This window comes from Xanthomonas hawaiiensis, from assembly GCF_031834635.1.
Classification (GTDB): domain Bacteria; phylum Pseudomonadota; class Gammaproteobacteria; order Xanthomonadales; family Xanthomonadaceae; genus Xanthomonas_A; species Xanthomonas_A sacchari.
On record NZ_CP115873.1, the window covers coordinates 1,911,116 to 1,933,535 of the forward strand.

Genomic DNA, 22,420 nt, shown 5'->3' on the forward strand with positions numbered 1-22,420 from the left:
TTGGGCGTATTTATCATTTGAACGTTTTTTTGCCAAATGCTTGACGTGAGCATGCCCCTCCGGCACATTCTCGCGAGTATGGCGGTGCGTTGGTAACAGAAACAGGAACAGGGGCGTGGGTCGAACAGGCGCACGTAAGGGGTGACATGGAAGGTTCGTTGTCAAATTCCGTTTTCTTCGGCGCCGATCGCGCGGCCTCGGGCGTGTCCCGTTGCCTGCCGCGGATCCGCGTCCGCGCCGTTCCCGGCAGCTTCCTTCTTGCGACGCCCGTGTCGCGTCGTTGCGTCGAATTCCGCCATCCAGCAGTGGGCCGCCTGCGCGCCGCCCGCTCTCTACACGTTTCCGCAATTCAGAGGCTCGCGTGAAAAGAACGCATATGTTTCGGCTGATCGCTACGTTGAGTGCCGTCGCGCTGTTGAGCGCCTGTGCAACCAGGCCCGCGCCCGACTTTCGCGGCAAATGGAAGCCGGTCAACCGTTTCTCCGAGTCGACCATGGAGATCCCGCTGTACTCGTCGTACGTGTACCAGGCGATTCCGATGGACGGCACGCTGAAGACGATGCTCGAGCGCTGGGCCAAGGATTCGAACATGCAGCTGTCCTACGGCATACAGTCCGACTACACGCTGTATGCGCCGGTGGCCAAGATCAATACCACCAGCATCCAGCAGGCAGTCGCCGAGTTGAGCGTGGTCTATGCACAGGAAGGTCTGAGCGTGACCGCCGCGGGCAATCGCATCCTGGTGCAGCCGTCGTCGTCGGTGAGCGGTACGCCGGCGGCAAGCGACAGCGCGAAGTGACGTCACCGCCGGTGTGCACGCTGCGCGCCGGCAGCCATATTACGAACCTGGTGAAGTCTGATGTTCGGTAAAAAACAGGCCGAAAGCGAAAACGTCAACAAAGCGGTCGCGAAGGCGGTCAACTACGAGATCAGCATTGCGGATCTGGCGCGCCGCAGCGAGCGCCGCGCATGGTGGGTCGCCTTCGGCGCGATCATCATGTGCCTGCTGTTGGGCGGCGGGTATTACTACATGCTGCCGCTGAAGGAGAAGGTGCCGTATCTGGTGATGGCGGATGCGTACACCGGCAATTCCACGGTGTCTGTGTTGCGTGATGTTGGCGAGGTTCGCAGCGTCACCAACAGCGAGGCGTTGGCCAGGAGCAACGTGGCACGTTTCATTACCGCCAGAGAATCCTACGATTCAGAGATGATGGGGCTCAACGATTGGAATCTGGTGTTTTCGATGGCACCACGCGATACGGGGGTAGGGGCGGAGTACTTCAGCCTTCACGCGCCCAATAATCCCTCGGCGCCCTACTACATTTATGGCAAGACGCGGTCCATTCGGGTGAAGATCCTGAGCATCTCGTTGCTCGGCGGCAGCGGCAAGCCATACACGGGTGCAAATGTGCGCTTCCAGCGCAGCATCTACGACAAGAGAACCGGTCAATCGACCTTTCTCGACAATAAGTTCGCCATTCTCGGTTTCCGTTACAACAATAACCTGGCCATGGACGAGGATCTGCGGACGCAGAATCCACTGGGTTTTCAAGTGACTGATTATCGTGTGGACAACGATTATTCGGCCATGCCGGTTCCGCCGTCGCCTGCCGTGCAGGCGCCTGCAAGCGGAGCAGCGCAACCGCAACAGCCGCCGGCCGGTCAGATGCCGGGCGCTGCCGGACAACTGCCAACGCAGCAAATACCCGGTCAGCCGGTCGTGCCGGCGGGCGGCGCAATGCCCGCCCCGCAGCAGGCACCGGTGGTCAATCCGGGGGGCGCGCCCGTCTATCCGGGGACGCAGCCCGCTGCGGCCCCTCCTGCACCCAACGTTGCACCTCAGCACAATGGTAATGGAGCGAACGTTCGATGAGTTTCCTGACGAAAACCGGTTCGGCGCATATTGCGTTGCTGGCTCTGGGCCTGTTCGCGCCGATCGCGTCGGCGCAGGTGGTCCAGCAGTACGAGTACGAGCCTGACAAGATCTATCAGGTGCGGACCGGTCTGGGCATCACCACCCAGATCGAGCTGAGCCCGAACGAGAAGATCCTCGATTACAGCACCGGTTTCACCAGTGGCTGGGAACTCAGCCGTCGCGAGAACGTCTTCTATCTGAAGCCGAAGAACGTCGACGTCGACACCAACATGATGATCCGCACCGCCACCCATTCCTACATCCTGGAATTGAAGGTGGTGGCGACGGATTGGCAGCGGCTGGAGCAGGCCAAGCAGGCCGGCGTGCAGTACAAGGTGACCTTCACCTACCCGAAGGACACCAGCTTTGCCGCGGCCAGCGACGAGGTGAAGGATGAGTCGCAGCTCGATACGCGGCTGACCAAGGACCGCCATTACTACTTCGACTACGACTATTCCACGCGCTCCAAGCAGACGTGGATCGTGCCGAGCAGCGTCTACGACGACGGCAAGTTCACCTATATCAAAATGGATCTGACGCGTTTCCCGACAGGCAATTTCCCGGCCGTGTTCGGCCGTGAGAAGGAGAGCGACGAGGATTTCCTGGTCAATACCACAGTCGAGGGCAATACCCTGATTGTCCACGGGACCTATCCCTTCCTGGTCATCCGCCACGGCAAGAATGTTGTCGGCTTGCGTAGGAACAAGCAAAAGTGAACTCGAATCTACCTCCGTCTGACGAAAACTACGGCCGCGATAACGGCCAGCCGCGCAATCCGCAAGCGGACGACGCGCCGCGCGAGAATCCCTATTTCGCTCGCCAGCAGCAGACCGCCGATCCGGACCTGGACGCCAACGAGCCGGTGCTGCGCTCCAGCGACCTGAAGAAGCTCAATCGCAAGGCGCTGGTGTTCCTCGCTGGCATCGCGGCCCTGCTGATCCTGGCGATCTTCTGGCTGGTGAGTGGCAGCAGCAAGCCAGAAGCGGCGCCGAAGCCGCGCCAGGAAGCGGTGGTAGCGCCTGCGCTGCCGCAGACCGCGGCGCCGCCGCCGGTGCAGCCGGCCGAGCCGGTGCCACTGGCGGAACAGCCGAGCTTGCCGCCTTTGCCGCCGATGCCTACCGACAATGACCCCTCGCTGCAGCCGTCTCGGCAAGAGCGAGGGCCGTCGTTGCTTGAGCGCCGTATGGCGGGTCTGCAGCAGGATTCGGGTGCTGGGCAGGGTATCGGTGGCATGCCGCAGGCGCAGGAGCAGGGTGGCGCACCACAGGATCAGGTGACGTCGGCAAAGCCGATCGCCAATCCGGATGGTTTGCTGGTGCGCGGCACTTATATCCGCTGCGTGCTGGAGACCCGGATCATCACCGATTTCCCGGGCTTCACCTCCTGCATCATCACCGAGCCGGTGTACTCCATCAACGGCCGCCGCCTACTGCTGCCGAAGGGATCGAAGATCCTCGGCCAGTATGGCGCCGCGGAGCCGAGCGGCCCGCGCATGCAGGTGGTCTGGGACCGCATCACCACGCCGACCGGCATCGATGTGACCTTGGTCGGACCCGGCGTGGACAACCTCGGCAGCGCCGGTCACCCGGGCCAGTACAGTGCGCACTGGGCCAGCCGTATCTCGTCTGCCCTGATGATCAGCATGCTCAGCGACGCCTTCAAGTGGGCGGCGGCCGAGCACGGCCCGAAGACCACCACCACCGGCCTCAATTCCGGCATCGTCACCGAGCAGCCGTTCGAGAGCAACACGGCGCAGTCCATCCAGCGTCTGGCCGACCAGGCACTGGATCGTCGCCGTCCCGCCACCGTGACCATCAACCAGGGCACCATCGTGAACGTCTACGTCGCCAAAGACGTCGACTTCACGGCCGTGTTGCCGCGTTGATCGAGATCGAGACAGCGACGTGACGTTCGACGACTCTCCGACCGCGCAGATCTCCACGGATTTCCTGGATTACCAGTACTCGGTGCTGGGCATCCTGGATTATCTGAACTCGCCGGAAGTGACGGAAATCTGCATCAACCGTCCCGGCGAGCTGTACCTGGAGACCCTGCGCGGTTGGCAGCGGATGGACATCCCGTCGCTGACCTTCGATCGCGCCCGGCAGTTCTGTACGGCGGTGGTCAACGAGAGCAATACCGGCCAGCGCATCACCGATGCCGATCCGGTGGTGTCGCTGACCTTTCCCACCGGGCAGCGCGCGCAGTTCGTGATCCCGCCGGCCTGCGATGCCGGCAAGGTGTCGATCACCATCCGTCTGCCGTCCAAGCACACCAAGACCCTGGAGCAGTACAAGGAGGACGGCTTCTTCCAGGAGATCCTGGAGGTGCAGTCGGGGCTCAGCGAGCAGGACCTGGAGTTGCTCGAGTTGCGGCGGCAGCGCGATTACGCTGAATTCTTCAAGAAGGCGGTGCTGTTCAAGAAGAACATCGTGGTCGCCGGCGCCACCGGTAGCGGCAAGACCACCTTCATGAAGTCGCTGGTGAATCACATCCCGCACGAAGAGCGGCTGGTGACGATCGAGGACGCGCGCGAACTCTTCATCAGCCAGCCCAATTCCGTGCATTTGCTCTACTCGAAAGGCGGACAAAGCACGAGCAACGTCACCGCGAAGAGCTGCATGGAAGCGTGCCTGCGCATGAAGCCCGACCGCATCATCCTCGCGGAGTTGCGTGGCGACGAGTCGTTCTACTTCATCCGCAACTGCGCCTCCGGTCACCCCGGTTCCATCACCAGCTGCCATGCTGGCAGCATCGGCCAGACCTGGGACCAACTGGCGTTGATGGTCAAGGCCTCGGCCGAAGGCTCAGGCCTGGAATTCGCCGTCATCAAGCGGTTGCTGATGATGACCATCGACATCGTTGTCCATATCAAATCGCACGCGGGCCGGCGCTATATCACCGGTATCGATTTCGATCCCGAGCGCACGCATTCGGGTGGAGGGTGAATATGTTCATTGAAGTGATAAGGCGAAAATCCGCCGATTGACTTTGAATTTTTCTTCCAACACGATTGATTTGCGACACTGCGGCGTTCCGGGCGATTGCCATGACGCCGATGCATAGGGAGTAACCACGGCATGTTGCCAGGCATGGAACTACTCAGCTGTCCGGAAATGGCGGTTCCGGCTGAAGTCATGCAGCACGTTGTGCGCGTCGAGTCGTCGCACAACCCGTTCGCGATCGGCGTGGTCGGCGGTCGCCTGGTGCGCCAGCCGCAGAACCTGTCCGAAGCGGTGGCCACGGCGCGGATGCTGGAAGAGAAGGGCTACAACTTTTCCCTCGGCCTGGGGCAGGTCAATCGCTACAACCTGATCAAGTACGGCCTGGATACCTACGAAAAGGCATTCAAGACCTGTCCCAACCTGCAGGCCGCGTCGAAGATCCTGGCCGAGTGCTACAGCCGCTCGGGCGGCAACTGGGGCAAGTCGTTCAGTTGCTACTACTCCGGCAACTTCGAGACCGGGTACCGCCACGGCTACGTGCAGAAGGTCTACGCGTCGATCAACCAGGGCAGGGCGCTGGCGGCATCCACGGCTGGTGCGATTCCGGTGATCCCCGCCGGAAGCGTGCGTCGTGCGGTCAACGACTCGGTGAAGGCCACGGTGGTGCGCGAAGTCGATTCGATCGTGTCGCGGCGCATCGACTCGGCGGCCGATCGACTCGCCAACGGGCTCGCTGCGCACGCTGAGCCCTCCCTGCGTCCCCAGGCAGCCCTGGCGGCGCAGCAACCGGCGGGTGTGGTGGGCGCTGCGGTTGCTCCGATGCAGCCGGCTGCCGCGTCCGACTCCGATCTCTATGTGATACGACCGACAGGCGCCGGCAAAGGAGTGGCGGTTCCTGCAGGTGGCGGAGCGCCCCCCGCTTCGCACGTTCCCGCGTACGCGCCTCAGGCCGTGGCGGGAGCGGCCGTTCCTGGCACAAGTACGCCGCCGCCGACGTCTGGCGACGGAGCTTTCGTATTCTAGCCAGATGCAGTAAGCCGGCCATACAAATGGCTTCTACCCCCTGTTTCCCAGTCAAGGAGATACTCATGATGTTCAAGAAAGGTGAAGTGAATTCGAACGCCAAGATTGTCGGCATGGCGGCCCTGAAGGCGGCATTGTTCACCGCCGCCGTGTTCGCTTCTGGCGTCGCGATGGCGACCGGCAACACTTATGCAGGCACCGATACCAAGGTCTGCGGTTTCCTCAACAATACCAATGGCATCTTGAACATGGCGTCCGTCCTGGTGGTGACCATCGCGGTCATCTTCGCCGGTTACCAGATTGCGTTCGCACACAAGCGGGTGGCAGAAGTGGCGCCGGTGCTGCTCGGTGGTGTGCTGATCGGTGCAGCGGGACAGCTGGCGAAGATGCTGATCGGCAAGGATGCGGGGAATTGCGACGGCACCGCCGCGTCCGCGAGCATCCAGTTCATCCAGCACGTACTGCACTATGCATAAGAATGTACTTTTCCGGGGCTGCACCCGGCCTGCCATGTTTTTCGGGGTGCCCTACATCCCGTTCTTCATTGGCGCGGGCGGCGGCTTCCTGATGGGTATCTATTTCGACATGCGGTTGCTGCTGCTCATTCCGATCGTCGTCTTCGTCATGCAGCAGATGACCAAGCGGGACGAGATGATCTTCCGCATGCTCGGGTTGCGCTGGATGATGAGGATGCGCGTGCGCAACCTGCAGCGCTATTCCGGCATGTGGGTGTTCTCGCCGAATGAGTACAGGAAAGAGGTGCCGGGCGCCAAGCGCTAGCTTGGAACCGGGCACAGGGTCTCGACCCCATGCACGACGCTGATGTCGTGCATGGGGTTGTTCGGTTTTTCGTGTCGACTCGCCGGCACTGCTGGTGTGAGCGAGGTCGGCGGTTCCCGGTGCATGTGCGCCGGGCCTTGGCAAGACGAAACGGATTCTGAGTCACTTCATTATGTTCATCCCCGATACTTCGATCAGCGAGTTCATCTCCATCTCCACACATGTGGCGCCGTCCGTGCTGAAGACGACGGGAGGAGATTTCATGCTGGTCTGGCACCTGGGCGGGCTTCCGTTCGTGGGCCGCGAAGAGTGGGAGATCGAACACCGGCACAACACGTTCAACCGCATGCTGCAGACGTTGCGCGCTCCGGACTTCGCCAACGTGGCGTTCTGGGTGCACGACGTGCGCCGCCGCCGCCGCATCAAGAACGGCGGCAAGTTCAAGCAGGCGTTCAACCAGGCCTTGTCTGATCAGTACTACGGGACGTTGTCCTCGCAGAAGATCATGCAGAACGAGCTGTACATGACCATGATCTATCGCCCGGTGGTAACGGGCAAACGTCTCATGGATAAGTCGTCGAACATTCCCCAACTGCAGTCCGAGCAGGACCAGGCGATCGCCAAGGTGCTTGAGCTCGCTGGCAACGTCGAAGCCGTGCTGAAAGACTACTCGCCTTACCGGCTCAGCATGTACGAGGCCAGTAACGGGGTGGTGTTCTCCGAGGCGCTGGAGTTCTTCGGCTATCTGATCAACCGCATCGACGAGCCGGTGCCGGTGCTGCAGGCGCCGGTGCCCGCCTATCTGCCGGTCAGCAAGCACATGTTCGCCAACAAGACTGGCGACTTCGTGATTAAGACGCCGGAGGGCGTCAATCATTTCGGCGCCATTCTGAACATCAAGGAATACACCGACGGGACCTATCCGGGCATCCTCAATGGTCTGAAGTATCTCGACTTCGAGTATGTGGTGACCCACTCCTTCAGCCCGATGGGGCGGCATGATGCGCTGAAGGTGCTCGATCGCACCAAGGGCATGATGGTGTCCTCCGGCGACAAGGCGGTCAGCCAGATCCATGAGCTCGATCTGGCGATGGATCAGCTGTCGTCGGGCAATTTCGTGTTGGGCGAGTATCACTTCACCATCGCCGTTTACGCCGAGACGCAGGAGAAGCTCGCGCAGCAGGTGGCGACGACGCGCGCCGAGCTGTCCAACGCCGGTTTCGTCTCGACCAAGGAGGATCTGGCGGTCGCCTCTTCGTTCTACGCGCAATTGCCAGGTAACTGGCGCTATCGCACGCGTCTGGCCAATGTCAGCTCGCTGAACTTTCTCGGCCTGTCGCCGCTGCATAACTTCGCCCAGGGCAAGCGTGACAACAATCCGTGGGGCGAGTGCGTCACCACCTTGCAGACCACCAACGGTCAGCCTTATTACTTCAACTTCCACGCGACGCATCCGGCGGAAAACTCGCTCGGCGAAAAAGCGATCGCCAACACCATGGTGATCGGCAAGTCGGGTACCGGTAAGACCGCGTTGATCAATTTCCTGCTCAGCCAGGTGCAGAAGTTCGATCCGATTCCCACCATCTTCTTCTTCGACAAGGATCGCGGCGCCGAGATCTTCGTGCGCGCCTGCGGCGGCAACTACCTGGCGATGGAGAACGGCAAGCCCACCGGCTTCAACCCGTTCCAGTGCGAGCGCACCGAGGCGAACGTGCAGTTCCTGGCAGACCTGATCAAGGTCCTGGCCGGCAAGCTCGAATACACCTCGCGCGAGGAGGAGGACATCTTCCGCGGTGTGGAAGGCATGCTCGATACGCCGATGCATCTGCGCAGCATGACCAATTTCCGCAAGAGCCTGCCCAACATGGGCGACGACGGCCTGTACGCGCGCATGCGCAAGTGGACCGCCGGCAACTCGCACGGCTGGGTGTTCGACAATCCGGTCGATACGATCGATTTGGAGAAGGCGAGCATCATCGGCTTTGATTACACCGACGTCATCGACAACCCGGAAGTGCGCGTTCCGGTCATCAACTATCTGCTGCATCGACTCGAGGCCCTGATCGACGGCCGGCCACTCATCTACGTGATGGACGAGTTCTGGAAGATTCTCGATGGCAAGGGCGGCCTGAAGGAATTCGCCAAGAACAAGCAGAAGACCATCCGTAAGCAGAATGGCCTGGGCATCTTCGCCACCCAGAGCCCGGAGGATGCGCTGGCCAGCGACATTTCCGCCGCGTTGGTCGAACAGACCGCGACCATGATCCTGCTGCCCAATCCCAATGCCAGCAAGGAAGACTACATGGATGGCCTCAAGCTCACCGAGGCCGAGTACCAGGTCGTGGTCAGCCTGGACGAGCGCTCGCGCTGTTTCCTGGTCAAGCAGGGCCATGGGTCGTCGGTGTGCCAGCTCAATCTGCGCGGCATGGACGACGCCCTGTCGGTGATCTCGGCCTCGACCGACAACATCGAAATCATGCACCAGGTGCTGGAGCGCAAGGCCAAGGAACATGGCGTCGCGCCGGACGATCTGACGCCCGAGCAATGGTTGAACGAGTTCTACGCGAAGCGCAAGGGGTCCGGAAAATCAGGTCCGGCGAGGTCGATGTCTTCGGATAATCGCGGGGCGGCAGCGGTCAGCTGACCGCTTCGTCCACATCACGCATGGCGGTTTTTCTACAAGATCTGTGTTGAGGTGTCTATGAACAAGATGACGAAAGCCTTCACTCGTATGCGCATTATGGGTGCGGTTGCCTTGCTCGCGCTGCTTCCGGCGACGGCGTTTGCGCAATGGGAAGTGATCGACAACAAGCAAATCGAGGAGAACGGGAAAAATACCGAGAAACTCCACGACAAGCTGGATGAGATCTACAAGTCCGGTCTCATCGGCAAAAGCACCGGAGAGAAGCCCAGCGGCGAAGAGGTCGACAAGCCGAAGGAGAAGCTCCAGAAGGTCGACGACAATTACGGTGTCTCGGCCTGTGCCAGCACGACATCCGGCACGCCTGTTTCCAGCGAGCAGCAAAAGACGTGTGAGCTCATTCAGCGCACCCGCAATTCGCAGTACAACTACATGGTGGCGATGTACGACATCACCGAGAAGCGCTTGCAGCGGCTACGGGATATCGAAAAGGAACGTCAGAACATCAAAGCCGAGCAGATCGGCTTGCTGGAAGACAATACCAACAAGCTGATCGCGCTCAAGACGCTGATGGACATCGATCGTCAGCAGACCGAGTCGGCCATGTTCGCTTACGAGAAACGGCTCGCGTTCCTGACCGAAGTGCAGTCGGCTGGAGCCCGTGCGGCAATGACTGGTCAGACGCCGCCGTCGGCTACCGAAACGGGAGGCGGTGGCTTGTTCCCAGGTTGGAGCGGTCTTGGCGACATCGCGAGCAAGGCGATCGGCGGTGCGGTGGTGATCGGTGCGTTGGAGGCGATTAAGTCGGACGGCAAGTTCCATAAACTGAGTATCGACGATTAGCTTGCATGTCTCCCATTTTCTAAAGGACCGGTTTGTGGCAACGATGCTTGATGATGCGGATGCCCGCGCGATGGAGTTTTCATGAATTTTTTAACGGATTTGGGTAACTATGTAGTATTTACCCGCATCAACGCATTCCTGCGCGACGAGATCGATTACTTCCAGTGGTCGCTGTTGCTGCGTATGTCCTGGTGGGTCTCCGTGACGGCGATGAGCGCGCTGACACTGTGGGTGCTCTACAAGGGCTACCGTGTGGCCACTGGCCAGTCGCGCGAGTTCGCGATGGATCTGGTGGTGACCTCGCTGCGTTCGTCACTGATCGTGATTGCGGCAATGAGCATGGTGTCTGCGAGCAACCCCGAAGGTGACACGAATAGCCTCTATTGGCGGCTCACCGATGGATTGAGCAGCGCTATCGTGAAGACAGTCACCGGCAGCTCGGATAGTCCCTACAAGGAGATCGACAGGAACTTGGCGCTCATGCAGGTGGGCATGACGGTCATCGACCAGATCAATACGGCCGGCGATCCGGAGCGCCAGAGCGAGAAGGATCGTGCGCGGATGTTCACTGGCATCGGCATGGCGGGCCCGGCGATCGTCGGTGGGTCGTTGCTCCTGTTGAACAAGTTGGCGATGGCGTTGTTCGTTGGTTTTGGGCCGTTGTTCATCCTGTGTCTGCTATTCGATGCCACAAAATCCTTGTTCCAGAGGTGGCTCTTGTACGGGATCGGAACGGTGTTCTCGTTGTCTGTCCTGACATTTACCGTCGCCCTCGCGACAAAGGTGACGACGGCGGTGGCATCCGGCTTCATCGCGGCTTGGGCAGCGTCAAATGGCTCCGGCGAGGGCGTGACAAGCATGTCGTTGCAGCAGGGCGGAATCGGCTTGGTACTGAGCACCTTGATCATCACGGCACCCCCGATGGCAGCTTCGTTCTTCCAGGGCACCCTGGGCCAGTTCAGTGCCTATTCGGCGTTCGGGCAGCTTGGGCGAGATCCGGCTAGTGGTAGGCCCTATACGCCGCAGCCGCCTGTAAGCAGCGCCACACAAAACCAAGAGGTGGCTAGGAATAACACGGGTGGTACTTTTTCTGGTGCACAAACGTCTTCACCTAGTCAGCAACCGGGCTGGTTAGGCCAAGCAAATAAGCCTAACGCCTAGGATCTCCAACTAGGCTGAGGGGAGATCGTGATATGAATTCCAAGAAAATCGGGTTGGCTGCTGGTTTTTTTCTTCTTTTGAATTTCGGTGGCACTGCATTCGCACAGACACGTTGTCCTGTAGGAGCGCAGGCAGGAAGCGCTCAATGTCTTCCTGACGATGAGGCTTCCGCACCCTCACGCCCTTCGGGCGAATGGATTAAGACATGGGGTGCCATTGCGACCTCGCCAAGTGGAAATGGTGGAGTTAGTTCAGGTCGCTTTTCAAAAGACGAAGCCCAGAGCGTTGCCTTACAGAATTGTCAAAATGCTGGTGTGAAAAACTGCACTGTCGAGTTTGTGTATTACAATCAGTGTGTTGCTTTAGTGTATCCACCTGGTGGCAATGGCGGCATATTTTACAGCGCAGCGACGGTTAAAGAGGCGGTTGACTTGGCTAAATCAAGGTGCGAGGCATCCGCGAAAGCTGAATGTAAAGTTGCGATATCTGAATGTTCTAGGCCGGTGTTTAAGAAATATTAATTATTTATGCATTGCTTGATGATTTTTTGATTTGCGTCGCTTCTCATTTCTAGTGATGCGCTGGACTAGGCTAAAGTCTAATGGTTGTAAAGATGTGCTGTAAATTTCATATTTTGGAAGCGGCGCTTGGCTGTTGCATCGCGGATAATGATGTGACTCAGGTGGTGCGGAGCGGTAGTGCAGTCTGGAAAAGGCAAAAGCGGTAGCTTGGATATGTGTAAGGAAAATGGTGGCCTTGGATGTTGCGTGATTTGCAGCGATTGTATAGAGCCTGCTTTGGTAAACTCTAGTCTTGCTGAGGTCTATTTTTGTTAGGCAGTTCAGGATGATCGTACGATCAAGACTGACGGCGCCGAAAGCGAGAGTTAATTGCAAACTGGGAGTGGTAGTGCCTACGGGAAAAGGTTGATTTATGAGTGAGGGTATATTTAGATCCATCTCATTTTTGACATTTTTTTTCGTTTCTTTGGGCGCGTTTGGCCAGACCCGTTGCCCATTGGGAGCGCAGGCTGGGAGTGCGCAATGTCTTCCAGATGATGCGGGTGATGCGCCTCCACGCCCTACTGGTGAATGGATTAAAACTTGGGGTGCACTGGTCAGCTCAAATACGGCACATGGAGCATGGACATCTAAAGGAAAATTTTCCAAGGATGATGCCGTTAGTGATGCTTTAGGTAGATGTCAAGCTACCGGTGCTCCCGACTGTCATATTGATTCGACTTATTTTAATCAATGCGTGGCGGTCGTCGGTTCGCCTGATAAGATGGGACTATCAATTTCCAAGGCGAAGAACGAGCCTATAGCAAAAAGTGCTGCATCTGCTGATTGCCAGCAGAGAGGAGGGCGGCAGTGTGAAGTGAAGTTTTCCGACTGCACTGAGCCATTCTTCAGGAAGTTTTGATGTCTGGTTGTGATGGCAAGAAAGTTTTTGGCTGTGCTTTAGACGCTCCAGCTTAGTAGAGTAACCAACAGAAGGCGACTAGTTGGTGCGGGTGATCTAGATCGCGACATGGTAGGCGGGGGCATGAGAAAAATCTTCGATTTTGAAATTGATGTTTCCAGGCCTCATAGGGTCGAAATGTATGGTATTTCGATGCGCAGCCTAGTTATATTTTTTGTCGGAGCTTTTCTTCCAGTAACTCTGTTTGCACAAACACGTTGTCCGGTTGGAGCGCAAGCGGGAAGCGTTCAGTGTCTCCCTGACGAAGAAAGCTCCTCATCTGCTCGTCCTACAGGGGAATGGATTAAAACGTGGGGTGGTATTGCTAGCGCCCCAAATGGGGAGGGTGGGGTAAGTTCAGGGCAATTGTCCAAGGCGGATGCTGAAAATGTCGCTCTCCAGAACTGTAGAGCGACGGGTGCCGGTCAATGTAAGGTTAACTTCGTCTACTACAATCAATGCGTTGCTCTGGCATACCCGGTGGGTAGTGCGGGTGGCTTTTTTCGTACAGGGAAGACTATTGATGAGGCAGTGAAGTTGGCGGTCGTTGATTGTGAGAAAGAGATGGTCGGGCACCAGTGCAAAATTAAGGTGAACGAGTGTACGGATCCTGTTTTTAGAAAGTATTAGAATGATTTTGCGCATCTTGTCGGCTTTTTTGCTCCTGGGGTGCGCATGCGTCGCCAGCTCGCAAACGCGTTGTCCTGTTGGTGCTCAGGCCGGAAGTGCACAGTGCTTGCCTGATGATGAGATGTCTGGCCCCCCACCTGGGCCAACAGGGGAATGGATTAAAGCGTGGGGAGCTATTGTCAATGCCGATAGCACGCAGGAGGCTTGGGCATCGTCCAGAATGCTATCGAAAGAGCAGGCAGAAGACGACGCACTGGATCAGTGTAGGGTCGCTGGTTACAAAGAATGCACTGTAACCTTCACTTATCGAAATCAGTGTGTTGCCATCTCATCGCCAAGTAGCGGTGCAACTCAGGGAGGAATTGCGGGTAGGGCGGATTTGGCAAAAGCGAAATCTGCGGCTGTGGGTATATGTAAGAAAAATGGCGGCTCTGGATGCTCTGTGATCTATAGTGGATGTTCAGAGCCTGTTTTTAAGAAGTTCTAGTTTTTTAGAGGTCCTGAACTTTTCACTGGTCTTTTAGGGGTGTACGCAAAGCTGTAATGGCTGCAGAATTGCACTCGAGACGATCAACAAAGGTAAAGACAATTCGGTTTCGGTGGATTCGGTTTCGGTAGATTTGATGGGTCGCGTCGTCGTCAAAGACGACGAGTATCGGAAAGAAATATTTGAAGGGAGCAAGTCCATGAAAAAGTTGCTGCTGGTGATACTGTGTTCCACTGCGTGGAGTGCGACGGCGCAATCCTCCCAGGAACATCTTCGCTATCGGAACGACGATCCGTTCGTGTTCTGTACCGAGGGCCAGAAGGATCCGGGCAAGTGTTGGGTGCCGCTGCCTCCTTACACCACGGGCGCCTACATGACGATGCCCTACTGTCAGCCCGTCGATCCGTACGGAAAGCCTTGGACGCCGCAGGACTACGATTCGCTCGGGCAGTATCAGCGCGTCTGTCCGCTTGCATTGAAGTCCGGTGGCTGGACGGGGAAGAAGCCTGCAAATATGTCGCCAACGGAGCACTGAGCAAGGCATGCTTGGTGAGGTGTTTTTCTCGGTTGAACTGAGTTGGCTGTCGGCGACCAGGGATGTCCACACGATCCGGTCGCCAAAACTGGCGATTGAGACCGGTGGCGGCGCAGTGTTGAATACGTATGCAAGCACCACTGAGATTCCTGCATCAACGCTACTCTAACGCAGCGTTTCGCGTGCCCGTCGCACGCGCGATCTCTGCCCGAAGGGGGGCGTTGCATGTCTCAGGCTCCATGGTGGCGCGGTGCCGTCATCTATCAGATCTATCCGCGTAGCTTCCTCGACGCCAATGGCGACGGTATCGGCGATTTGCCGGGCATCGTGCGCAAGTTGGACTACATCGCGACATTGGGTGTGGATGCGATCTGGATCTCGCCGTTCTTCAAGTCGCCGATGGCCGATTTCGGCTACGACATCGCCGACTACCGCGAGGTCGATCCGCTGTTCGGCACCATGGCCGACTTCGATGCGCTGCTGGCCAAGGCGCATGCGCTGGGCCTGAAGGTGATGATCGACCAGGTGCTCAGCCATACCTCGGTGGAGCACGACTGGTTCAAGGAGAGCCGGCAGAGCCGCGACAATCCCAAGGCCGATTGGTACGTGTGGGCCGACGCCCGCGAGGATGGGACGCCGCCGAACAACTGGCTGTCGATCTTCGGCGGTGTGGCGTGGCAGTGGGAGCCGCGCCGTGGGCAGTACTATCTACACAACTTCCTGGCCTCGCAGCCGGATCTGAACTTCCACAATCCGCAAGTGCAGCAGGCGACGCTGGACAATGTGGAGTTCTGGTTGGCGCGCGGCGTCGACGGCTTCCGGCTGGATGCGATCAATTTCTGCTTCCACGATCCGCAACTGCGCGACAACCCGCCCAAGCCGCCGGAAAAGCGCGTCGGCCGTGGCTTCAGCCCGGACAACCCATACGCGTTCCAATACCACTACTACAACAACACCCAGGCGGAGAACCTGCCGTTCCTGCAGAAGCTGCGCAGCTTGCTCGATCGCTATCCGGACACGGTGAGCCTGGGCGAAATCTCGTCGGAGGATTCGCTGGCGACCACCGCCGAGTACACCCGGGCCGGGCACCTGCACATGGGCTACAGCTTCGAACTGCTGACCGACGATTTCAGCGCCGCGTACATCCGCGAGACGGTCTCGCGCCTGGAAGCGGCGATGACCGAAGGCTGGCCGTGCTGGGCGATCTCCAATCATGACGTGCAGCGCGCGGTGACGCGCTGGGGGCAGGGCGCGGAGACGCCGGCCTTCGCGCGGCTGCTGATCGCGATGCTGTGTTCGCTGCGTGGTTCGGTGTGTCTCTACCAGGGCGAAGAGCTGGGCCTGGGCGAGGCGGAGGTGCCGTTCGAGGCGCTGCAGGATCCCTATGGCATCGCGTTCTGGCCGAACTTCAAGGGCCGCGACGGATGCCGGACGCCGCTGCCATGGGATGCCGGCGAGCACGCCGGTTTCAGCACTGGCACGCCGTGGCTGCCGGTCGCGCCGGCGCATCGCGCGCAATCGGTGGCGGCGCAGGAGGCAGACCCGGATTCGGTCCTGCTTGCGATCCGCCAGTTCCTGGCCTGGCGCAAGCGCCATCCCGCGCTGCGCGAGGGCGACATCCTCTTCCACGAGACGGCCGAGCCGGTATTGATGTTTGAGCGTCGCCACGCCACGCAAACCTTGTTGCTGGCGTTCAACCTGTCCGCCGAGGCCGTCGACGTGGCCGTGCCCGAGGGACGTTGGCAGACGGTGCAGGTCCCGGGTGTGGTGCCTGGCGCCGTCAATGAGCGCTTGCGCTTGCCCGGCTATGCGATGGTGTGCCTGCAGGGCGCGTGAGCGCGAAGGGTGACGGCTTTGCCGGGGCGCCATTGACGCATCTGCGGCACAACAAGCATGCCGTTGGGTGAAGAGGCGACCCGGCGACGCCTTGCGCCGGATTGGGCAGCGTGCAGGCGGTCGTGGTGTCTGCGCCCGATTGAAGCGCACTCATCCGGCATGCCGCCATCCGTTGGCGGGGACCGGATTCGCCACGAGATCGCGGCAGTTGGCCGGCTGCGGTCAGAGAGTCAATCCAGAGCCTGCGTTGCCGGCCCGCGCGGTAAATGGTCTCGTCATGCCACGTTGCCGACGCTGGCGCTACTGCCACGACGTGCCAAGGGACGTATGCCGCACTGTCGGACATCGCCAGGGAATCGACAAGCGCGCGCGTCGCCAGGTCAATGCGATTCCCTCCAGCAGCGCCAGCGGCACACTTGCCGCCTTCTGGTTGCAAGCCATGCATCGGCGATGCTGACCTCATCTTGATCGGCGGCCGTAGCGCCGCTCTCCGGAGCCGATGGCCCGGAGGATGACCAGCGTCGGTGATTCGGATTGCCGATCGGAGGTGCGGGGATGGAGCTGTCCCACCTTCGTGAAGCGTAGCAACGAGTGCCTGCAAACCTCGCATCTTCCCTCTGCTTCGCAACGCAGACCGCCACTGCGATGCGATCGCGCTCCTGCTTCGCCGCTCGGCATCCCGGCGCTCGACAATACCGCAGCCCGCAATCGCCCAAAGAAAACGCCCGCCGGGTGTGCGCCGGCGGGCGTCGTCTGCGTGCTCTACGCTGGGCTCAGAACTTGTAGTTCACGCCGAGCATGTAGGTGCGTCCCCATTCGACGTACTCCAGCGGGCGATCCTTGGTGCCGGCGTAGGTGCGGTAGGGCGAGTTGGTCAGGTTGCTCGCTTGCAGCAGCAGGCTCAGCCCGGCCAGGGTGCTGCCGTCGGCGAAGGTGTAGCTCACCTGGGCATCGGTGACGTTCTCGCCGACCACGTAGCGCAGCGTGCGGTTGCCGTTGAAGTTGCCGATCTCGCCGATGAAGTCCGAGCGCCGCCGCTGGCTGACACGCGCCTCGAAGCCATTGCGCTCGTAGTAGGCGGTGAAGTTGTACACGCGCTTGGACAGGCCGGGGAGATCGATCGGCGCCGAGCCGACGCTGGAGGCGCTTTCGGGGTCGACGATCTTGATGTCGCTGTCGTTGAACGTGGCGCTGGCCTGGATGCCGAAGCCGCGCAGGCTGTCGGTGAACATGTCCAGTGGCAGCGAGGCGGTCAACTCCAGGCCGCGCAGGGTGCCGCCCTTGCCGTTCTGCGGCGCGGAGAAGGTGCCGGTGGTCTGTACAGGCACGGTCATGTTGGGCGGGCGCACGTAGCTGGCGAGCAGGGCGGAGAAGTCGTAATCGTCGCGCGATTGCGTGTAGATGTAGCTCTTCAGGTCCTTGTAGAACACCGCCGCGGCGACGTAGGCCTTCTCGCCGAAATACTTCTCGTACGACAGGTCCAGCGCATTGGCGCGCCACGGGTCGAGCAGCGGGTTACCGCCGCTGCCGCCGGGCTTGCCGGTGGAGGTGTCCACGCCGAAGTCCAGGCCGGCGCGCATCTGGTCCACACGCGGCCGCGCCACCTGCTTGGCCGCGGCGAAGCGCAGGGTTTGCTGGTGCGGGAACAGGAAGGCCAGGTTGAGACTCGGCAGCCAGTCGTTGTAGGTCTTGCCGGCGTCGATCGGCAGCACGTTCTGGCCGGCCGGACGGGACTGGTCGAAGTAGCTGGACTGCGAGCTCTGATCGGCGTGCTGCAACTGCACGCCGATGTTGCCGCGCACGCCGACCTCGCCGATGTCGGTGTTGATGTTGGCGCGGAGCCAGGCCGTGGTGATCTTCTCCTGCACGGTCCACGACTTCGGAATCAGGTAATCCAGGTTGGTGACCGGGTTGAAGGTCATGTAGCGCGAGACCGCCGCCGGCACGTTCCAGGCCGGGATGGTGCCGATGCCGGCGAAGCCGAGGTTGACCGGGTCGTACTGCAGATCGCTGGCGATGCTGGTGTCGCCCTGTGCGCCGAGCAGGATGTTGCCTTCGGCCTGGGTCTTCTGCTTGCGCCGGTCGGCGTAGTTGACGCCCACGTCGATGTCCGAGAACCAGGTCAGCGCCTGCGGTGCCGGCAGCGTCGCCGCCAGGCGGCCGCCCTTCAGCCGGTCCTCGACCTCCGGCACCTTGCCGTAGCCGGAGCCGTAGATGGTGTTGGTCAGGAACAGGTTGTTCGGGTCGGAGTAGTCGCGGCCGGGGGTGATCTGCGAGAAGCCGTTTGGATGGAGGGTGATACCGATCGAATCGAACTGGGGCCGCGGGATCAGCTGCAGGTTGTTTTCAAGGTTCAGCTCGTCACGGGTGGCCTTGGAGTAGTTCAGATCCGCCATCAGCCTGACGCTCCCCAGATTGAACTCGTTGTTCCAGCCGAACGCGTCGATCTTGTCCTTGCGCTTGTTGTACATGCCACGAACGAGTGGATAGGCGTTTTTGATGGTGCCCCCTGTGAAAGTTCCATCGGCGTTACGGCTGACATTGGTGAACAAAGGGAGGATGGCCGCGGGGTTGTTTGGATCTTCGCCATTGCCGCTGAGACTCAGCTCAAACTGATTGGCGGTATCGATCTGTTCGGCTTCGGTATGGAACGCATCAAACGTACTGGTCCAGGTGCTGGATGGCCGGAATTGCACGGTTGCCATCACGCCATCGCGCTTGTTGTTGCCGGTACGGCGCAAAGCCTTGATGCCATCTGAAAAAAAGGTGCCTTGCGGAACACCGCGGCGCTCGCCCTTGTCGGTCTTCTCGGTTGTCCACGGCTCGTACAGGCCGACCTGGTTTTCCTGGATCGGCATGTCGCTGTGGGCATAGCCGATCGAGAAACCCAGGGTGTTGTCCAGGAACTGGTCGATGTAGCTGGCGCTGAAGCGGTTGCCGAAGGCGTCGACGTCGGCGGCCTTGCCGAGCGAGCTCTTCTGCAGGCGGCCGCTGACGGCGATCACGCGGTCCGGGAAGCTCAGCGGACGCACGGTCTGCATGTCGATGGTGCCGGACAGGCCCTGGCCGACCAGGCCGGCGTCGGGCGTCTTGTACACGGTCACGCCGTTGACCAGTTCCGACGGATACTGGTCGAACTCGACGCTGCGGTTGTCGCCGGTGCTGACCACTTCGCGGCCGTTGAGCAGGGTGGTGGCGAAGTCGGGGGACAGGCCGCGCACGCTGATCACCTGGGCGCGGCCGGCGACGCGCTGCGCGGCCAGGCCGGGCAGGCGGCCGAGCGATTCGGCGATGCTCACGTCCGGCAGCTTGCCGATGTCCTCGGCCGAGATCGCTTCGACGATGGACGTCGAATCCTGCTTGATCGCGATGGCGTTCTCGATGCCGCGGCGGATGCCGGTCACCTGGACCTTGTCCAGCTCGGTGACCGGATCGTTGGACGTGGTGGCGGTGGTCTCGGATTGTGCCGCAGCCAGCATCGGCGTCATCGCGACGGCCAGCGCCAGCGTCAGCGCGTTGCGCTTGTGGTTCAACATTTTCCCCTCCCAGGCAATGTTGTCTTGCGAATGTCTGAACCGGCGAGGCGGCCGGATGTGCGTGTCGCGCAGCCGCAGGGCGGTGTCGCGATTGCGCTGTATGGTAGACACGCGGCTTCGTCGCGAACGTCCGCTGCATACGTATTCACTGGCCTGCATCGCATTGGAAGCGCTTTCAGGATCGCAATGTCGTGCATGCCGCGCTATGCCGATGCGGCGGTGAACATCTGCGTGGGTGTCGCCGAGGGCGTCCATCGCGCACACTCGGTGCTGCTCGCCAGGATGAGGTCGTTCCGCACAGGGCTGCGCGTTCTCTGCGGCATTGTCGCGAGCCGGCGCAGCCACTGGCTCGTCCCAGGCGGATGCCCTGCGCCGTGGCGCTGTCTTCGATGCAGTGATCGGGCACCGAGCGCATCCATCGCGGGGCGCGCCGCTGGCGCCGAACCAGCGGCATGGTGGCGTGGCGGCGCGGCGACGCCGTAGCGCGTCAGTGCGACGCGGCCGAGCCGGCCGAGGCCGACGCCGGGTCCAGCGGGACGAAACGGATCGCCTGGCCGCCGCCGGGCGCCAGCTTCAGCTGCAACTGATCGCGGCTGCTGACCTCGCGCTGTTCGCGGACGAAGTCGAATGGATTGTGCCGGTAGTCGGCAGCGTCGCCGTCGCGGTAGATCTCGGCGCGATAGCGCACGCCCGGTTCGAGGAAGCCCAGCGCGATCGGCAGCACGCGGCCGTGTTCGTCGGTGATGCTGCCGAGGAACCAGTCGCGGCTGCGGCGGTCCTTGCGCACGATGGTCACGTACTCGCCGATCTCGCCGTCGAGTACACGGCTGTCGTCCCAGTCCACTGCCACGTCTTCGATGAAGCGGAAGGCGTCACGGTGCTGCAGGTAGTGCTCGGGCAGGTCGGCCGCCATCTGGATCGGGCTGTACAGGGTCACGTACAGCGCCAGTTGCCGCGCCAGCGTGCTCGGAATCGCGCGGCCGCCGCGGCCCTTCAGGCTGAGGATGCCGGGGGTGTAGTCCATCGGCCCGGCCAGCATCCGCGTGAACACCAGGTTCACTTCGTGTTCCGGCGGGTTCGGCGGCTCGCCCCAGGCGTTGTACTCCATGCCGCGCGCACCTTCGCGCGAGAGCCAGTTCGGGTAGGTGCGGCGCAGGCCGGTGTCCTTGATCGGTTCGTGGGCATTGACCGACAGGTGGCGCCTGGCCGCTTCCTGCACCACCTTGAGATGGTGGCGGGCCATGAACTGGCCGTCGTGCCATTCGCGCCTCAGCGGGCCGCCAGCGGGATTGCGCCGGTCCACCTGGCCATCGTCGCAGACGTAGCCGGTCTTGAAGGTGTCCACGCCCAGCCGTGCGTACAGCTCCAGCGCCGCATCGAGCTGGTCTTCGTAGTGCTCCACTGCGCAGCCGGTCTCGTGGTGGCCGATCAGGTGCACGCCTTTCTTCGCCGCGTAGGCACTCAGGGCTTGGATGTCGAAGTCCGCGGTGGCACGGGTGAAGTCGAAGTCGTTTCCATTGCCGACCCAGTTGCCGTCCCAGCCGGGGTTCCAGCCTTCGACCAGCACGCCACGAAAGCCATGCGCTGAGGCGAAGTCGATGTAGCGGCGGGTATTGGCGGTGGTGGCGGCATGCCTGGGGCCGCGCGCCCAGGTTTCCTGGTTCAGGTGCATCGACCACCACACGCCGACGTACTTGGCCGGGTGCACCCAGCTCACGTCGCCCAGTGCGTTGGGTTCGTTGAGGTTGAGGATCAGGTTGGAATCGACCAGGCCGCCGGCGGTGTCGCTGATCTGCAGCGTGCGCCACGGCGTGTCGAAGGGCAGGGACCGGCGCACCTTCCAGCCTTCCGCCGACGGCGACAGTTGCGCATGCAGGCGCTGGCCTTCGCCGCGGCGCAGCCACATGCCGGCGTAGTCGACCAGGGCCGCCTCGTGGATGGCCAGGTGCAGGCCGTCCTGGCTGCGCAGGGTGAACGGCGTGTGCGCCAGCGGCACTTCGCGCAGCGGCGTGCGCCGGTACAGGTATTCGTAGTGGATGGGGGCGCCGGCGGGAATCCACCAGGCGGTCGCATCGGGGACGATGTCGAACTCGGTGAGCTCCTCGTCGATCACCGCCTCCTGCATCCCCGCCTGCTGCGGAAAGCTGTAGCGGAAGCCGAGCCCGTCGTCGTAGACCCGGAACACCACCGCGAAGCGGCGCTGGCGGCCGCCGCGCTCGCCCAGTTCCACGCGCAGCTCGTTGTAGTGGTTGCGCACGTAGCGGCGCTCGCCCCAGGGTTGTTCCCAGGTGTCGTCGACACTGCGGCTGCGCTGGTCCAGCAGCGTCAGGTCGCGATCCAGGGCGCCATCGCGCAGCTGGAAGCCCAGCCGCGATTCGCCGATCACCGCCTCGCCCAGCCGCTGCACGCGATAGCTGGGGCGGCCGTCGTCCAACTGCAGGGAGACGCGCAGGATCTTGCCCGGCGAGTCCACGCTGGCCACCGTCTGCGGCGCGGCATGCAGGCATGGCGCAACGCACCACAAGACGCTCGTCAGCAACGACGGCAGACCCAGGCGCGACAAGACCTCAAACAGCGGCATATCCCCTCCCAGGGCGACCGTGGCAGCGCATCGACTATAGCGACGC

Annotated in this window: 19 protein-coding genes; 17 read left to right on the plus strand and 2 right to left on the minus strand. The window is 61.0% G+C overall.

The genetic code is table 11. The annotated features are described in order from the left end of the window. Positions 1 to 376: 376 nt before the first annotated feature. The 17 genes from PG878_RS08320 (at position 377) to PG878_RS08400 (ending at position 16,257) form a co-directional block, all read left to right on the plus strand. Positions 377 to 799: a hypothetical protein gene (locus tag PG878_RS08320; RefSeq protein WP_209031139.1), complete on the plus strand. Its 423-nt coding sequence runs from the start codon at positions 377 to 379 to the stop codon at positions 797 to 799. A gap of 60 nt (positions 800 to 859) precedes the next feature. Continuing rightward, the gene (locus PG878_RS08325; protein ID WP_209031140.1) at positions 860 to 1,873 is read left to right on the plus strand and encodes a VirB8 family type IV secretion system protein; all 1,014 of its coding nucleotides are present in this window, start codon (positions 860 to 862) and stop codon (positions 1,871 to 1,873) included. Continuing rightward, on the plus strand, positions 1,870 to 2,631 hold the full coding sequence (locus PG878_RS08330) for a TrbG/VirB9 family P-type conjugative transfer protein (RefSeq protein ID WP_209031141.1): 762 nt from the start codon (positions 1,870 to 1,872) through the stop codon (positions 2,629 to 2,631). The genes PG878_RS08325 and PG878_RS08330 overlap by 4 nt, the downstream gene beginning before the upstream one ends. Beyond that, positions 2,628 to 3,800, plus strand: a complete 1,173-nt coding sequence (locus PG878_RS08335; protein WP_209031142.1) for a TraB/TrbI/VirB10 family type IV secretion system protein — start codon at positions 2,628 to 2,630, stop codon at positions 3,798 to 3,800. Before PG878_RS08330 ends, PG878_RS08335 begins: the two co-directional genes overlap by 4 nt. A gap of 19 nt (positions 3,801 to 3,819) precedes the next feature. Continuing rightward, complete coding sequence (gene virB11, locus PG878_RS08340) at positions 3,820 to 4,863, plus strand: P-type DNA transfer ATPase VirB11 (protein ID WP_209031143.1); 1,044 nt, start codon at positions 3,820 to 3,822, stop codon at positions 4,861 to 4,863. A 144-nt stretch (positions 4,864 to 5,007) separates the two neighbouring features. Next, complete coding sequence (locus PG878_RS08345; RefSeq protein ID WP_209031144.1) at positions 5,008 to 5,883, plus strand: lytic transglycosylase domain-containing protein; 876 nt, start codon at positions 5,008 to 5,010, stop codon at positions 5,881 to 5,883. A 68-nt stretch (positions 5,884 to 5,951) separates the two neighbouring features. Then, positions 5,952 to 6,359 (plus strand): TrbC/VirB2 family protein, encoded by a 408-nt coding sequence (locus PG878_RS08350; protein WP_425510534.1) that lies wholly within the window; start codon positions 5,952 to 5,954, stop codon positions 6,357 to 6,359. Beyond that, positions 6,352 to 6,663: a VirB3 family type IV secretion system protein gene (locus tag PG878_RS08355; protein ID WP_160967317.1), complete on the plus strand. Its 312-nt coding sequence runs from the start codon at positions 6,352 to 6,354 to the stop codon at positions 6,661 to 6,663. Before PG878_RS08350 ends, PG878_RS08355 begins: the two co-directional genes overlap by 8 nt. A 172-nt stretch (positions 6,664 to 6,835) precedes the next feature. Continuing rightward, positions 6,836 to 9,307, plus strand: coding sequence for a VirB4 family type IV secretion/conjugal transfer ATPase (locus PG878_RS08360; protein WP_209031146.1), 2,472 nt, complete (start codon positions 6,836 to 6,838; stop codon positions 9,305 to 9,307). A gap of 66 nt (positions 9,308 to 9,373) precedes the next feature. After that, positions 9,374 to 10,147 carry a hypothetical protein gene (locus PG878_RS08365; protein ID WP_209031447.1) on the plus strand — a complete coding sequence of 258 codons (774 nt, stop codon included), beginning with the start codon at positions 9,374 to 9,376 and terminating at the stop codon, positions 10,145 to 10,147. Positions 10,148 to 10,228: 81 nt separating this feature from the next. After that, a complete protein-coding gene (locus PG878_RS08370) occupies positions 10,229 to 11,308 on the plus strand; it encodes a TrbL/VirB6 family protein (protein ID WP_209031147.1) in 1,080 nt (359 codons plus the stop codon). 32 nt (positions 11,309 to 11,340) lie between these two features. Beyond that, positions 11,341 to 11,829 carry a DUF4189 domain-containing protein gene (locus tag PG878_RS08375; protein ID WP_209031148.1) on the plus strand — a complete coding sequence of 163 codons (489 nt, stop codon included), beginning with the start codon at positions 11,341 to 11,343 and terminating at the stop codon, positions 11,827 to 11,829. Positions 11,830 to 12,241: 412 nt separating this feature from the next. Beyond that, positions 12,242 to 12,730 carry a DUF4189 domain-containing protein gene (locus PG878_RS08380; RefSeq protein ID WP_209031149.1) on the plus strand — a complete coding sequence of 163 codons (489 nt, stop codon included), beginning with the start codon at positions 12,242 to 12,244 and terminating at the stop codon, positions 12,728 to 12,730. A 123-nt stretch (positions 12,731 to 12,853) separates the two neighbouring features. Continuing rightward, positions 12,854 to 13,399 (plus strand): DUF4189 domain-containing protein, encoded by a 546-nt coding sequence (locus tag PG878_RS08385; RefSeq protein ID WP_209031150.1) that lies wholly within the window; start codon positions 12,854 to 12,856, stop codon positions 13,397 to 13,399. Between the two features lie 220 nt (positions 13,400 to 13,619). Beyond that, complete coding sequence (locus PG878_RS08390) at positions 13,620 to 13,886, plus strand: DUF4189 domain-containing protein (RefSeq protein WP_244672620.1); 267 nt, start codon at positions 13,620 to 13,622, stop codon at positions 13,884 to 13,886. 199 nt (positions 13,887 to 14,085) lie between these two features. Further along, positions 14,086 to 14,421 (plus strand): hypothetical protein, encoded by a 336-nt coding sequence (locus tag PG878_RS08395; protein ID WP_209031152.1) that lies wholly within the window; start codon positions 14,086 to 14,088, stop codon positions 14,419 to 14,421. A 225-nt stretch (positions 14,422 to 14,646) separates the two neighbouring features. Then, positions 14,647 to 16,257 (plus strand): alpha-glucosidase, encoded by a 1,611-nt coding sequence (locus PG878_RS08400; protein ID WP_209031153.1) that lies wholly within the window; start codon positions 14,647 to 14,649, stop codon positions 16,255 to 16,257. 773 nt (positions 16,258 to 17,030) lie between these two features. On the opposite strand, the gene PG878_RS08405 is transcribed toward PG878_RS08400, so the two are convergent. Both PG878_RS08405 and PG878_RS08410 read right to left on the minus strand, forming a co-directional pair. Next, positions 17,031 to 19,793: a TonB-dependent receptor gene (locus PG878_RS08405; RefSeq protein ID WP_209031154.1), complete on the minus strand. Its 2,763-nt coding sequence runs from the start codon at positions 19,791 to 19,793 to the stop codon at positions 17,031 to 17,033. A 487-nt stretch (positions 19,794 to 20,280) separates the two neighbouring features. Next, positions 20,281 to 22,374, minus strand: a complete 2,094-nt coding sequence (locus PG878_RS08410) for a glycoside hydrolase family 97 protein (RefSeq protein ID WP_209031155.1) — start codon at positions 22,372 to 22,374, stop codon at positions 20,281 to 20,283. Positions 22,375 to 22,420: the final 46 nt, after the last annotated feature.

Bases quoted from the DNA above. Each gene is read 5' to 3' on its own strand.
- PG878_RS08355 (WP_160967317.1), top strand. From the start codon at position 6,352: ATGCATAAGAATGTACTTTTCCGGGGCTGCACCCGGCCTGCCATGTTT.
- PG878_RS08350 (WP_425510534.1), top strand. From the start codon at position 5,952: ATGTTCAAGAAAGGTGAAGTGAATTCGAACGCCAAGATTGTCGGCATG.
- PG878_RS08385 (WP_209031150.1), top strand. From the start codon at position 12,854: ATGAGAAAAATCTTCGATTTTGAAATTGATGTTTCCAGGCCTCATAGG.
- PG878_RS08330 (WP_209031141.1), top strand. From the start codon at position 1,870: ATGAGTTTCCTGACGAAAACCGGTTCGGCGCATATTGCGTTGCTGGCT.
- PG878_RS08375 (WP_209031148.1), top strand. From the start codon at position 11,341: ATGAATTCCAAGAAAATCGGGTTGGCTGCTGGTTTTTTTCTTCTTTTG.
- PG878_RS08410 (WP_209031155.1), bottom strand. From the start codon at position 22,374: ATGCCGCTGTTTGAGGTCTTGTCGCGCCTGGGTCTGCCGTCGTTGCTG.
- PG878_RS08390 (WP_244672620.1), top strand. From the start codon at position 13,620: ATGCTATCGAAAGAGCAGGCAGAAGACGACGCACTGGATCAGTGTAGG.
- PG878_RS08325 (WP_209031140.1), top strand. From the start codon at position 860: ATGTTCGGTAAAAAACAGGCCGAAAGCGAAAACGTCAACAAAGCGGTC.
- PG878_RS08405 (WP_209031154.1), bottom strand. From the start codon at position 19,793: ATGTTGAACCACAAGCGCAACGCGCTGACGCTGGCGCTGGCCGTCGCG.
- PG878_RS08395 (WP_209031152.1), top strand. From the start codon at position 14,086: ATGAAAAAGTTGCTGCTGGTGATACTGTGTTCCACTGCGTGGAGTGCG.
- PG878_RS08360 (WP_209031146.1), top strand. From the start codon at position 6,836: ATGTTCATCCCCGATACTTCGATCAGCGAGTTCATCTCCATCTCCACA.
- PG878_RS08400 (WP_209031153.1), top strand. From the start codon at position 14,647: ATGTCTCAGGCTCCATGGTGGCGCGGTGCCGTCATCTATCAGATCTAT.
- PG878_RS08345 (WP_209031144.1), top strand. From the start codon at position 5,008: ATGGAACTACTCAGCTGTCCGGAAATGGCGGTTCCGGCTGAAGTCATG.
- PG878_RS08380 (WP_209031149.1), top strand. From the start codon at position 12,242: ATGAGTGAGGGTATATTTAGATCCATCTCATTTTTGACATTTTTTTTC.
- PG878_RS08320 (WP_209031139.1), top strand. From the start codon at position 377: ATGTTTCGGCTGATCGCTACGTTGAGTGCCGTCGCGCTGTTGAGCGCC.
- PG878_RS08370 (WP_209031147.1), top strand. From the start codon at position 10,229: ATGAATTTTTTAACGGATTTGGGTAACTATGTAGTATTTACCCGCATC.
- PG878_RS08365 (WP_209031447.1), top strand. From the start codon at position 9,374: ATGACGAAAGCCTTCACTCGTATGCGCATTATGGGTGCGGTTGCCTTG.